This window comes from Flavimobilis soli (assembly GCF_002564025.1).
Classification (GTDB): Bacteria; Actinomycetota; Actinomycetes; order Actinomycetales; family Cellulomonadaceae; genus Flavimobilis; species Flavimobilis soli.
Genome location: NZ_PDJH01000001.1, coordinates 1,487,819 through 1,500,755, shown reverse-complemented (window position 1 = coordinate 1,500,755; position 12,937 = coordinate 1,487,819). Strand labels below are relative to the sequence as shown.

General features: G+C 73.5%; 9 protein-coding genes. 5 read left to right on the top strand and 4 right to left on the bottom strand.

The window, feature by feature from the left end:
- Positions 1 to 40: 40 nt before the first annotated feature.
- Positions 41 to 1,303: a Na+/H+ antiporter NhaA gene (gene nhaA, locus ATL41_RS06840; RefSeq protein ID WP_098457808.1), complete on the bottom strand. Its 1,263-nt coding sequence runs from the start codon at positions 1,301 to 1,303 to the stop codon at positions 41 to 43.
- A 246-nt stretch (positions 1,304 to 1,549) separates the two neighbouring features.
- Between nhaA and ATL41_RS06835 the strand changes: the two genes are divergently transcribed.
- Complete coding sequence (locus ATL41_RS06835; RefSeq protein ID WP_098457807.1) at positions 1,550 to 3,085, top strand: peptide MFS transporter; 1,536 nt, start codon at positions 1,550 to 1,552, stop codon at positions 3,083 to 3,085.
- Between the two features lie 170 nt (positions 3,086 to 3,255).
- Here the strand turns inward: ATL41_RS06835 and ligD are convergent, their stop codons facing one another.
- Both ligD and ATL41_RS06825 read right to left on the bottom strand, forming a co-directional pair.
- Complete coding sequence (gene ligD / locus ATL41_RS06830; RefSeq protein WP_098457806.1) at positions 3,256 to 4,305, bottom strand: non-homologous end-joining DNA ligase; 1,050 nt, start codon at positions 4,303 to 4,305, stop codon at positions 3,256 to 3,258.
- Positions 4,306 to 4,634: 329 nt separating this feature from the next.
- The gene (locus tag ATL41_RS06825; RefSeq protein ID WP_181010234.1) at positions 4,635 to 5,705 is read right to left on the bottom strand and encodes an ABC transporter permease; all 1,071 of its coding nucleotides are present in this window, start codon (positions 5,703 to 5,705) and stop codon (positions 4,635 to 4,637) included.
- 112 nt (positions 5,706 to 5,817) lie between these two features.
- Here ATL41_RS06825 and ATL41_RS06820 point away from each other — a divergent pair, with 112 nt between their 5' ends.
- Positions 5,818 to 6,414 carry a TetR/AcrR family transcriptional regulator gene (locus ATL41_RS06820; protein ID WP_169924507.1) on the top strand — a complete coding sequence of 199 codons (597 nt, stop codon included), beginning with the start codon at positions 5,818 to 5,820 and terminating at the stop codon, positions 6,412 to 6,414.
- 4 nt (positions 6,415 to 6,418) lie between these two features.
- Here ATL41_RS06820 and ATL41_RS13355 read toward each other — a convergent pair whose 3' ends face one another.
- Positions 6,419 to 7,126, bottom strand: a complete 708-nt coding sequence (locus tag ATL41_RS13355) for a TetR/AcrR family transcriptional regulator (RefSeq protein WP_098457804.1) — start codon at positions 7,124 to 7,126, stop codon at positions 6,419 to 6,421.
- A 120-nt stretch (positions 7,127 to 7,246) separates the two neighbouring features.
- Between ATL41_RS13355 and ATL41_RS06810 the strand changes: the two genes are divergently transcribed.
- The 3 genes from ATL41_RS06810 to ATL41_RS06800 all read left to right on the top strand — a co-directional run bounded on the left by ATL41_RS06810 (position 7,247) and on the right by ATL41_RS06800 (position 12,936).
- Positions 7,247 to 9,964, top strand: coding sequence for an MMPL family transporter (locus ATL41_RS06810; protein ID WP_098457803.1), 2,718 nt, complete (start codon positions 7,247 to 7,249; stop codon positions 9,962 to 9,964).
- 1 nt (position 9,965) lies between these two features.
- Positions 9,966 to 12,362: a YhgE/Pip domain-containing protein gene (locus tag ATL41_RS06805; protein WP_098457802.1), complete on the top strand. Its 2,397-nt coding sequence runs from the start codon at positions 9,966 to 9,968 to the stop codon at positions 12,360 to 12,362.
- A 193-nt stretch (positions 12,363 to 12,555) separates the two neighbouring features.
- Positions 12,556 to 12,936, top strand: coding sequence for a hypothetical protein (locus ATL41_RS06800; RefSeq protein WP_098457801.1), 381 nt, complete (start codon positions 12,556 to 12,558; stop codon positions 12,934 to 12,936).
- Position 12,937 lies beyond the last annotated feature (1 nt).

Below are 12,937 nucleotides of genomic sequence, written 5' to 3'. Positions count from 1 at the left end.
GACGAGCTGCGGAGCGCGCCCGCGCGGCGGCCGCCACGTCTCAGACGTGGTCGTCAGCCTCGGCGATCGTGGGCTGGGGGGAGTCAGGGATCCCGTCCTCGTTCATGTCGGTCCCTCGTGCCCGGCGCGAGTCCCACACGAGGAGCAGCGCCGCCGCGACCGCCGAGATCGCCGTACCCGCCATGACGGCGGCCTTGGCGGCCGCCGTCATGGCGTCGTCGTCGAACGAGAGCTCGGTGATGAGCAGGGACACGGTGAAGCCGATCCCCGCGAGCAGGCCGACCGGCAGGAGGTCGCGCATGCCGACGCCGTCAGGCAGGCGCAGGCGGCTCAGCCGCGTCACGAGCGCCACGCTTCCGAGGACGCCCGTGACCTTCCCGAGGACGAGACCGAGCGTGACGGCGAGGAAGACGGCGGACGCCCCGGCAGCGCCGTCGGTGCCGCCGCCGAGCGTGACGCCAGCGGAGAAGAACGCGAAGATCGGCAGCGCGAGCGCCGTCGACCACGGGCGCACCGCGTGCTCGTACCGGTGGGCACGGTCGTCCGGCTCGCCGTCCATGGCGCGCGCCGGGACGGTCAGGCCCAGCAGCACACCCGCAATCGTCGCGTGCACGCCCGAGGCGTGCATGAGGACCCACGCCGCGACACCGAGCGGCGCGAGCAGCCACGGGTGCGCGTACGGAGACCGGGCGAGCGCGCCGAACGCGACGACGCTCAGGAGCGCGAGACCGAGCGCCCCGAGCGACACGGAGCCCGTGTAGAAGACCGCGATCACGATGATCGCAAGCAGGTCGTCGACGACCGCGAGCGTCAGCAGGAACGTGCGGATCGCGACGGGCAGGCCGCGACCGAACACGGCCAGGACGGCGAGCGCGAACGCGATGTCGGTCGCCGTCGGGATGGCCCAGCCGCCGGTTGCGGCGTCGTTCCCCGCACCGAGGACCACCGCGAGGTAGACGAGCGCGGGGACAGCCATGCCGCCGACGGCAGCCACGACGGGCACGGCCGCGCTGCGCGGGTCGCGGAGCGCGCCGACGACGATCTCACGCTTGAGCTCGAGGCCGACGGTGAGGAAGAAGACCGCCAGGAGGCCGTCAGCGGCCCACGCGGCGAGCGACAGGTCGAGGTGCCACGCGGCAGGGCCTACGACGGTCGACGAGACGGCGTCGTAGGAGTCGCGCCACGGGGAGTTCGCCCACCCGAGTGCGACGGCGGCGGCGGCGATGAGGAGCGCGCCGCCCGTCGTCTCGCGCGAGATCCACGTGCGAAAGCGTGACGGGGCGTGTGCTGGGGCGTGCGTCATGTGACCTCCGGGAAGCAGCGCAGATCTCACGGAGGGTCTCCGAGAGAACGCCGACCAGGCTTCCCGGCACACCAGGCATCGATCTTATGGCTCGCACGTCCGCCCTGCTCGGCGCTGCACACCATGTGAGAAGCGCGACGATAGGACCCTTGGGGCGGCCGCTTCCGTGAGACGGCGGGACAATAGGAGGCGGCTTCTCGCCCGACCACCCGCGGCGAGCGCACCCCCCACCGGAAGGACACCCCCATGAGCGCGACGAGCGCCACCGGGTCGACGCCGAGCACCCCGTCGGCGCGGTCGCAGGACCACCGATTCTTCGGGCACCCGCTCGGACTGATGACGCTCTTCGGCACCGAGCTGTGGGAGCGGTTCAGCTACTACGGGATGCGCGCCATCCTGCTGTACTTCATCACCGACACCCTCGCCAACGGCGGGCTCGGGATCGACCGCTCGACCGGCGTCGCGATCACCTCGATCTACGGCGCCTCGGTGTACCTGCTCTCCGTCGTCGGCGGATGGCTCGCCGACCGCGTCATCGGTGCGCGCAGGGCGACGCTCTACGGCGGCCTGATCATCGCGACCGGTCACGTCCTGCTGGCCGTGCCGGGCGGAGCGCCGACGGCGTTCGCGGGCATCATCTCCGTCGCCGTGGGTACGGGACTGCTCAAGCCGAACGTGTCGAGCATGGTCGGCGACCTGTACGAGCGCGGTGACGCCCGCCGCGACGGCGGCTTCTCGATCTTCTACATGGGCATCAACCTCGGGTCGTTCTTCTCCCCGATCCTCGTCGGGGCCGCCCGCAGCTGGGGCGGCTACCACGCGGGCTTCCTCGTCGCCGCGATCGGCATGGCCTTCGCGCTCGTGTTCTTCGTGCTCGGCCGCAAGGCGCTGTACGGGGCCGGGGACCACGTCGACAACCCGATCACCCGCGAGGAGCGCCCGGCGCTCGCGCGCGGCGGCGTCGGCATCCTCGGGCTGATCGCCCTCTCGGCGCTCGCCGCATGGGGCGTCGCGAGCTGGCGGGGCAACGGCTCGGCCTTCGGCACCGAGGGCGTCGTCGACACGATCTCCTACCTCGCGTTCGCCGCACCCATCGCGTACTTCATCGTCATGCTGCGCTCGCCCAAGGTCACCGCGCCCGAGCGCAAGCGCGTCCTCGCGTACATCCCGCTGTTCATCGCGGCGATGCTGTTCTGGATGATCAACGAGCAGGCCGCGAGCTCGTTGTCCGCGTTCGCCGAGGACAAGACCGACCTGTCGTTCCTGTGGTGGACGATCGAGCCGGCGTTCTTCCAGTCGGTGAACCCGCTCATCATCATCCTGTTCGCGCCCGTCTTCGCAGGAGTGTGGAGCAAGCTCGCGGAGCGCGGCCCGTCGACCGCACACAAGTTCGGCATCGGCCTCGCGCTCGCCGCCCTGTCGTTCGTGTTCCTCGCGGTGATGACGGCGCTCGCGGGCGACGCGAAGGTCGGCTCTGGCGTGCTCGTCGGCACGTACGCGATCCAGACGATCGGCGAGCTGTTCCTCTCGCCCGTCGGCCTTGCCGCGACGACGCTCCTCGCCCCCGCTGCCTTCCGCTCCCAGGCGATGGCGCTGTGGTTCCTCGCGCCGTCCGCCGGCCAGGCGATCACCGCGCAGCTCGTCTCCGCGACCGACGACCTCGCGAACAACTATGCGTCGTACTTCGGCACGATCGGCGTCGTCACCCTCGCGATCGCGGGCATGTTCTTCCTCGTGACGCCGTGGATCACCCGGCACATCCGCGAGGGCGAAGAGGCCTGAGCGCTCGTTCCGCGCGCGCCCCCGTGGCGCACCCCGCGCCGTACGCGCGCCGAGGTAGGGGCGTGTACGCGACGTAGGTGCTCCTAGGGCCCTACCTCGCGTGGAGGGCCCTACCTCGCGTGCAGACCCCTCCCTCGCGGGTGGCCTGCCTCGCATGGAGGAGGCTGGACTCAGGAGCCGGAGCCTGCGTGCGGGGCAGCGTCGGGCTTGCGGGCGCGGCTCGGCTGCACACGAGGCGGCTCGCCGGGCATCTTCGGGAAGTCGGGCGGGAACGGCAGCTCGCCGAGCCCCTCGCCCAGGTCGCGCTCCCACCAGCCGAGCAGCACGTCGATCGTGCCGGGCTCCTCGCCCATGCGCGCCCACGGGTCGCCGACGTCGCGCAGCCGCTCGGGCACGGTCGTGATCGTGAAGTCCTCGGGGCGCGCGCCGTCGAGCTCGTCCCACTCGAGGGGGCACGAGACCGGCGCGTGGGGGAGCGGCCGCGGGCTGTACGCGCCCGCCATCGTCCGGTCCCGGTTCGCCTGGTTGTAGTCGACGAAGATCCGCTCCCCGCGCTCCTCCTTCCACCACGCCGTCGTGACGGCGTCGGGCATGCGCCGCTCGAGCTCGCGCGACGCCGCGATCACCGCGTGCCGCACGTCGAGAAACTCGTGGGTCGGCTCGACCGGCGCGAACACGTGCAGCCCGCGGTTGCCCGACGTCTTCACGAACGACGTCAGGCCTGCCTCGGAGAGGACCGAGCGCAGCTCGACCGCCGCACGGACCGCGTCGGCGAAGTCCGTGCCGGGCTGCGGGTCGAGGTCGATCCGCAGCTGATCGGGGTTGTCCGGGTCGCCTGCGCGCGACGCCCACGGGTGGAAGACGACCGTGTTCATCTGCACCGCCCACACGACGGTCGCGACCTCGTCGACGACGAGCTGCGGGTGCGTGCGGCCGCTCGGGTACGTGACCATGACGGACCGCACGTAGTCCGGCGCACCGTTCGGCGGGTTCTTCGAGAAGAACTGCTCGCCGTCGACCCCACCAGGGAAACGCTGGAGGGAGAGCGGCCGGTCGCCGTTCGCGGCGAGGAACGCGTCGCCGACGTCGATCACGTACCGCGCGAGGTCGAGCTTCGTGAGGCCGGGCTCCGGCCACAGCACACGGCTCGGGCTCGTCAGCCGGACCTCGCGGCCGCCGTCGGGCCCGGGCACCTCCAGGACGAGCGCTTCGCTAGCCATACGTCGAACCTACCCACGGCGCCGCGCGACGCCACCGGGGCTTCGCTGCGCCGCCGGGGACTTCGCAGCGCCGCGCCCGTCCGCCGAGGTCGAGCAGTCTCGCGGTGTGCCGGCCCGGTCGAGGCAGGTGCTCCCACGCGAGGTAGGGCTGCCCACGCGAGGTAGGGCTGCCCACGCGAGGTAGGGCCGCCCACGCGAGGTAGGGCTCTGGAAGCCGCTGTCTCGCGTGGGGAGCCCTACCTCGGCGCAAGCGGAGGAAAGAGCTGCGCGACGGAGGCGGGACCTGAGCGACCCCGCCGTGCCGGACGGCGAGGCGCGGCGCCGTACGGTCAGACGACGTCGCTCGTGGCGAGCGACGCCTCGAGCTCGGCGTCGAGGATGACGAGCTCGGCCTCGTCGACGGCCTTCTGGCGGCGGGCGCCGACGACGCAGAGGGCGATGCCCGCGACGACCCAGGCGGCCAGGATGATGACGGCGCCGGTCGCGCCCTTGCCGTCGAAGTACGCGGCGGACCGCATGAGCGTGCCGGTCGAGCCGGGTGGGAGGAGCTGGCCGAACAGGCCGAGGCCGGAGGGCAGCCACGCGCCCGAGGTGCCGATGCCGGCGAGCGGGTTGCCGAGGAACATCATCGACGCGGCGAGAGCGGTGAAGCCCTTCCCGCCGAAGAGCGCCTGCAGGCCGAGCAGCGGGACGGAGATCGCGGCGATGCCGAGGCCGAGCGCGGCAGCGGGCAGGAGGATCGAGCCCTCGAAGCTGCCGAACCAGAAGCGCAGGATCGACGTGACGACGACGCCGCCGACGACGGCGAAGCTGCCCGCGCTCACGAGCTGCATCTTGAGCCGGCCGGGGAAGAGCTTCATGGCGACGACGGCGGGGACGATGCCACCGAAGACGAGCGGGAACGCGAGGCCGCCGATGCCGATGCCCGACGGGTCGTCGGCGGTGTAGGGGACGAGGTCCTCGACGGTGACGGTCAGGCCAGCGGCGCCGGCGGCGGCCGTCGTGGTCTGGGTGAGCGAGCCGGAGATCGCGGCGCTGCCCGCGGTCGCGGTGAGGAGGCGGACGGTGTCGCCCTCGACGACGTAGCCGCCGTTGACGCTGCGGTCGAGGATCGCGTCGCGCAGGGCTGCCTCGTCGGCGAAGGTCTCGGGAACGAACGCGCCGGGGGCGACGGCCTCGAGGTTCGCGTTGAGCGCGCCGGTCGTCTGGGCGTCGCCGACGGTGCCGGTCGCGAGGTCGTGGGGGCCGCTCTTGAGCGACGGCAGGACGAAGAGCATGAGCAGGACGACGACGATCGCCGTCAGTGCGCCGAGGGAGCCGAGCAGCTTCGGGAGGGTCCCGGCGGGCTTCTTCGGGAGGTGCGGGTTGGCCGCGGTGGTGGTGCGGGCGGAGTTGGTCACGAGATCCTCAGTCAGTAGTGGAGGATTTTCCTCCGCTAATCTCGCCGACGTCGGATACTGTGTCAACCCCGGGATCTCAACGTTCCCGGCAGCGCACCCCTGGGAGGACCCCGTGCGAGCCGACGCTCTGAGACGTCGCGAAGCACTCATCACTGCTGCTCGCGAGCAGTTTCTGCGCCACGGGGACGCCGTCGCCCTCGAGGCCGTCGCAGCACGCGCCGGTGTGGGCATCGCCACTCTCTACCGCAACTTCCCGTCGCGTCAGGACCTCATCGACGCAACCGCCTGCGCCGTGCTCGCCGACATGCTGCGGGTCGCGCAGGTCGCACGCGTCGGGTTGGGCTCGGACCCGGACGGCGCGTGGCGGACCTTCGTCGCCGATCTTGTCGACCTGCGCCTCGGCTCGGTCATCACAGCGCTCACCCACGCGCCCGGCACCGACCCGTCGCCCCAGGTCACCGAGGCGCAGGGCCGCGCCGAGCGTGAGATCGACAGCGTCCTCGTCCTGGCCCGCAAGGCCGGGCTGCTGCGCGAGGACGTGGGCCTCACGGAGTTCGTCCTCGTCGTCGCGCACCTGAGCCAGCCGCCGACGCTCCGGACGCCCGGAGCCTTCCCCGGATTCTCGGCCCGCCTCATGGCGATGCTCCTCGCGGGCATGCGTCCGGACGGGACGCCACTGCCTGACAGCGAGGCTGGCCCGGGGTGCTGAGCCCTCAGCCCTCGACGCGCGTGAGGTGGTCGATCACCGTCGGCAGCCACGACGCCGCCGCCTCCGCCGCCTCGCCGAACGGGTCCGCGGCGCTCGCCGCGTTCCCGTCGGGTTGGCTCGCGTGCAGGAGCAGGGCCCGCTCGAGCTCGGTCTGGAAGCCCGAGATGAGCAGGCGGATGAACACGCCCTCGGGGATGAGGGAGACGACGCCGATGCGCGCCATGAGTGCGCTGATCTCGCCGGCGATCGCGTCCATGACCGCGGCCTCACGGGCCGCGTGCGCGGCGGCCGCGCGCGGGTCGCGCATCGCGCGCAGGCGCAGCTCGCTGTTGACGACGCCCCAGCGGGGGTCGAGCGTGAGGGCGCGCAGGAGGGTCGTGACGATGCGGCCGATCGTGGCGGCGTCGACGTCGACACCCTCGCAGCGCTCGCTGGCCCAGGGGGCCTCGAGGATCGCGACGCGGAGCTGCTGGACGGCGCGCTCCTGCTCGCGCGCGCTGAGCGCGTCGATGAGCGCGGCCTTGTCCTCGAAGTTCGAGTAGAACGCGCCGCGCGTGAAGTCGGCGCCCTCGCAGATCGCCTCGATCGACGTCGCCTCGACGCCGTGCTCCGCGAAGAGGGCGAGGGCGGCGTCGAGAAGTCGCTCGCGCGTGCGCTCGCGGCGCGCGCTCGTGCGCGGGCCGTCGGCGGTGACGGGCGCTTCGGCAGTCATCGTTCTCCTCTCGGACGGCGTCAGCCTACTTCAGATACACACGTGTATCCAATACGTCGATGTATCGGATACAGTGGTGCATCGCAACGCCGCCCTGCACGCCACCGACCGGGAGCTCACGTGTCCTCCGCCTTGTACCGCCTCGGATCCTGGGCCTTCCGCGCCCGGCGCACCGTCGTCGCCCTCTGGCTCGTCCTGCTCGTCGTCCTCGGTGCGTCCGCGGGCTTGCTCCAGAAGGGCTTCGACAACTCCGTCTCCATCCCCGGGACCGAGTCGCAGGCCGCGCTCGACCAGCTCAAGGCGACCTTCCCCCAGGTCAGCGGTGCTTCCGCGCAGGTGCTCGTCCTCGCGCCCGAGGGCGCGGACGTTCGTGCCGACGACGTCGCCGCGACCGTCCGCGACGCTGCGGACGCGATCGCGGACGTCGAGCACGTCGCCGCCGTCTCGACCCCGTACATCGACCCCCTCACGGGAGACGACCTCAGCGGCGACGCGATCACCGGCGGGAGCGACGACCACCGCGCCGCCCTCCTGACCGTCACCCTCGACGGGCCGTCCACGACCGTCACCGACGAGACCAAGGAAGAGCTGCGCGCCGCGACCGCGGCCCTCGCGGAGGCGCTCCCCGACGGCTGGGACGCGACTCTCGGTGGCGAGCTCTTCGCGTCGGAGTTCCCCGGTCTCACGCTCACCGAGGCGCTCGGCGTCGTCGTCGCGCTCGTCGTGCTCATGCTGACGCTCGGCTCCTTCGTCGCCGCAGGCATGCCCCTGCTCAACGCGATCCTCGGCGTCGCCGTCTCGATGCTCCTCGTCGTCCTGTCGACCGCCTTCACGCCCGTCACCTCGACGACGCCGATGCTCGCGCTCATGCTCGGCCTCGCCGTCGGCATCGACTACGCGCTGTTCATCGTGTCCCGCTACCGCGAGCTGCTCTCCGAAGGGCTCGACCCGCAGGAGGCGGCAGCCCGCTCGGTCGCGACGTCCGGCTCCGCCGTCGTCTTCGCCGGCCTGACCGTCATGATCGCGCTCGTCGGCCTCGGCGTCGCCGGCATCCCCTTCCTCACGACGATGGGCATCGCCGGCGCCGCCGCCGTCGGCATCTCTGTCGTCGTCTCGCTCACGATGGTCCCCGCGCTGCTCGGCTTCGCGGGCGAGCGCCTGCGCCCCCGCCCGTCGCGCCGCGCTCGCCGCGCCGCCGCAGCCGGCAAGGCGCCCGCCCCGAGCACGACGCCGACCCGCGCCTCCCGCTTCTTCGCCGGCTGGGTGAACCTCGCCGTCGCGAAGCCCTGGGTGACGATCGTCGTCGTGCTCGGCGCCGTCGTCGGCCTCGCCCTGCCCGCGCTCAACCTGCGGCTCGCCCTGCCCGACGCGGGCGTCCTGCCCGAGTCGAGCTCCGCGCGCGTCACCTACGAGCGCATCTCCGACCACTACGGCCCCGGCTCGAACGGCCCGCTCATCATCACCGGCTCCGTCCTGACGAGCGACGACCCGCTCGGCCTCGCCGCCGACCTCGCCGACGAGATGCGCGCCCTGCCGGGCGTCGCCGACGTCCCGCTCGCGACGCCCAACGAGTCCGCCGACACGGTCATCGTCCAGGTCGTCCCCGAGTCCGGCCCCAACGACGAGGAGACCGCCGAGCTCGTCCAGACGATCCGCGACATGCGCCCCGAGCTCCAGGAGCGCTACGACGTCGACATCTCGGTGACCGGCTACACCGCCGTCGGCATCGACGTCTCCGCCAAGCTCGGCGCGGCACTCCTGCCCTTCGGCATCTTCGTCGTCGGCCTCTCCCTCGTCCTGCTGACGATGGTGTTCCGCTCGGTCGCCGTGCCGCTCAAGGCGACGCTCGGCTACCTGCTCTCGGTCCTCGCCGCGTTCGGCGTCGTCACCCTCGTCTTCGAGGACGGCTTCGCTGCCGAGATGCTCAACGTCGGCCGCCTCGGCCCCGTCATCTCGTTCATGCCGATCATCCTCATGGGCGTGCTGTTCGGCCTCGCGATGGACTACGAGGTCTTCCTCGTCTCCCGCATCCGCGAGGACTACGTCCACGGGCGCGACGCGCGCGCCGCGATCCGCAGCGGCTTCGCCGGCTCGGCGAAGGTCGTCACGGCCGCCGCGGTCATCATGATCGCCGTCTTCTTCGCGTTCGTCCCCGAGGGCGACGTCAACATCAAGCCGATCGCGCTCGGCCTCGCCGTGGGCGTCGCGGTCGACGCGTTCCTCGTGCGCATGACGCTCGTGCCCGCCGTCCTCGAGCTGCTCGGCGACCGCGCCTGGTGGATGCCCGCGTGGCTCGACCGTGCGCTCCCGTCGTTCGACGTCGAGGGCGAGGGCCTGCACCGCGAGCTCTCCCTCGCGGGCTGGCCCGGCGAGGGCACGGCCGTCGCCGCACGCGGCCTCGAGCTCGCGCCCAAGGCCGACGTCGCGACGCCGATCGACCTCGAGGTTCCCGAGCGCGGGGTGCTCGTCGTCGACGGACCCGCCCGCGCCGTCACCGGGCTCCTCCTCACGCTCGCGGGCCGCGTCCGCCCCGAGGGCGGCGACCTCAAGGTCGACGACCTCGTCCTCCCCGAGCGCGCCGCGACCGTGCGCCGTCGCGCCGCATGGCTCGACGCCCGCCGCGGCGACGCCCGCGCCGTCGACGCGGCGCTGCGCGAGCAACCGCGCGTGCTCGTCGTCGACCACGCGCACCACCTGCACGGCAACAGCCATGCCGGTGCCGCCCTCGCGGCCGCCGCGCAGCAGGGCACCACGCTCGTCCTCGGCACGACAGCCCCGGACGTCCTGCCTCCCGGCGTCGCCTCCACCCACCTGCTGACCCTCCCGAAGGGCGAGTGACATGACCAGCACCACCTCCATGCCGCGGTCCACCCGACGCCGCTGGGCGGTCGCCCTCGTCGCGCTGCTCGTCCCGCTCGCGCTCGTCAGCGCACTCCTCGCCGCCCAGTGGGACCCGGCGTCCCGCGCGGGCGACGTGACGGCCGCCGTCGTCAACCACGACGAGCCCGTCACGCTCGACGGCCAGATCACCCCGCTCGGCCGCCAGCTCGCCGCGCAGCTCGTCAAGGACTCCCGCTCGCAGGGCGGCTGGTCCTGGGTCGTCACCGACTCCGAGGAAGCCGCTGACGGCCTCGACGAGGGCCGCTACGCCGCCGTCGTGACGATCCCCGAGGACTTCTCTGCCGCCGCGACGTCGTTCGCGGCCGACCAGTCCGCCGCGCGCCCCGCGCAGATCGACGTCACGACCGCCGAGAGCTCGACCGCGACGCGCAACCTCGTGACGTCGGCGCTCGCCGACGCCGCGACCGTGGGCCTCGGCCGCCAGCTCACCGAGACGTACCTCGAGAACGTCCTCGTCGGTTTCCAGGACATCAGCGACCAGCTCGGCGAGGCAGCCGACGGCGCCCAGCAGCTCGCCGACGGCGCCGGTGAGCTCGCCGACGGCCAGGAGCAGCTCGCGGACGGCGCGGGCACGCTCGCGGACGGCACGGGCAGCCTCGCCGAGGGCCTGCGTGCCCTCGCCGACGGTGCCGGCACGGCGTCGTCGGGCGCGAGCACCCTCGCCGACGGCACGCGCACCCTCGCGGGCGGCGCGGGCGACCTGGCCGACGGTGCCGACCAGCTCGCGAAGGGCACCAAGCCGCTCGCCCAGGGCGCGAAGAGCGCCGCCGGCGGTGCGCGCGACCTCGCCCAGGGCACCGGCGACCTCGCCGACGGCCTCGACACCCTGGCCGACGGCGCGAAGGACCTCACGGCGGGGTCCACGGCCGTGGCTGACGGCGTCGACGAGCTCGTCGACGGGCTCGAGGAGCTCGCGGCGGGAGCCGAGGGCGTCCCGGCCGGCTTCGCCGCTGCGCGCGCCGGCGTCGACGCGCTCTCGGGAGACCCTCTCGACCAGCTCGTCGAGGGCGTCCGTCAGCTCGGTGCCGCGCAGGCGGCGGCCGGGTGCGCCCCGGGCGACGGCGGCGCCTGCGACGTGTTCGACGAGGCTCTCGCCGACGCGGTCGCGCAGTACCGTGGCGCCCTGGGCCAGCTCTCCGACGGCCTCGCCGAGGCCGAGGGGACCCCCGCTTCCGCGACCTCGGCACCGACCGGCTCCTACCTGCTCGCGTCAGGCCTCGCCGCCGCGGTCGGCACCGACGGCTCCGCGACCGCCGAGCCGACGGGGGCGAAGGCCCTCGCCGCCGGCGCCCGAGCGACGGCGGACGGCACGAAGGCCCTCTCCGGAGGCCTCGCACAGACCGCCAAGGGCGCAGCCGCGCTCGACAAGGGCGCGTCCAGCCTCGCAGGCGGCCTCAAGACGCTCGCGACCGGCACGTCGACGCTGAGCACCGGCGCGAGCGGTCTCGCGTCCGGTGCCGTGGAGCTCGCGTCCGGCGCGAAGAGCCTCGCGTCGGGCACGAACCAGCTCGCAGGCGGCGTCGCGCAGCTCTCGACCGGCGCCGGCGAGGCAGCCTCGGGTGCGGGCGATCTCGGCGACGGCGCCTCCCAGCTCGCCGACGGCCTCGCCCAGGCCGCCCCGGGCGCGAAGCAGCTCGCGGACGGCACGTCCGAGCTCGCGGACGGCCTCGGCCAGGCGGTCGACGGCATCGCCGAGCAGGCCCCGAAGAACCCCGAGACGCTCGCCCAGGTGATCGCTGCCCCGGTCGCGGCGCCCACGCTCCCCGACCTCGGGCCGCTCGCCGGCGTCGGCCTCACCGCCGCCGTCGCGCTCTGGCTCGGCGCGCTCGTCATGACCATGCGCCCGCGCACGTCAGGCCTCGCCCTGCTCGGCACGACCCGCTCGTCGGCGCGCATGACGCTCCACGGCGTCACGCTCGCCGTCGGCGTCACCGCACTCCAGGGTGTGCTCGTCGGAGCGGTGGTCGTGGCGGTCACGGACGCTCCGGTCGTGATGATCCCCGCCGCAGCCCTCGCGGCCGTCGCGATGCTCCTGTTCCTCCACGCGCTCGTCGCGTGGGCGGGCAACGTGGGCCGTGCGATCGCGCTCGTCGTCGGCGTCTCCGTCCTCGTCGCGGCGTCCGCGCCGTCGGCCCCCGCATGGCTCGAGCAGCTCGGCGCCCTCGGTCCGCTCGACGCGGCAGGCCGCTTCCTGACCGCCGCCGCGGGCGACGGCGGCGGCGCCGGCACGGTCGTGCTCCTGCTCGTCTGGGCGGCTGCAGGCTTCGCGGCCGACGTCGCGGCGACCGCCTGGGCGCGTCGTCGTGCGGGCGGGCTCGTGCTCGCCGCCGCCTGACGGGCGCGCCCTCGCCGCCACGTGACGCGGCGACGGCGCACGACGTCATCCCTGGTCTTACCCCGCACGGCAGCAGCCGCAGCGGTACATGCGCGACTACGCTCGACCCACAGGGGTTCGAGACGGGGGTCAGGACGTGGTTCAGGTGGGATCTCAGGGTGGCGACGCGGAGCTGTTCGCGGCACTTCGTAGCGTGCCGGTAGAGCGCTGGGACGCGCTCGCCGCGGCTTTCGCGCGCGCCGAAGGCGCCTCGGGCGGCTGGTACGCGCCGTCGCCCGACGAGGGCGACGACGAGGCGCAGCCGGCACCGCGCCTCGACGAGGACGCGCGTGCGCTCGTCGGCGCGCTCGAGCCGTTCGTCGGCGCGGCCGGGATCGAGCCGGGGGCGGTGCCCGACGCCGTGGTCGACGCCGACCTCGACGAGCTGACGGACATGACGGCGACGGCTGCGCTGCGGACGGTCGCCGCCGTCCTGCACGCGGGCAAGACCGACGAGGGGCTGCTGCTCTCCGCCTTCGAGAGCGGCGCGATGCAGACGCTCACCGACCGGCTCCTGACGGCGCGCGCAGCCTGAC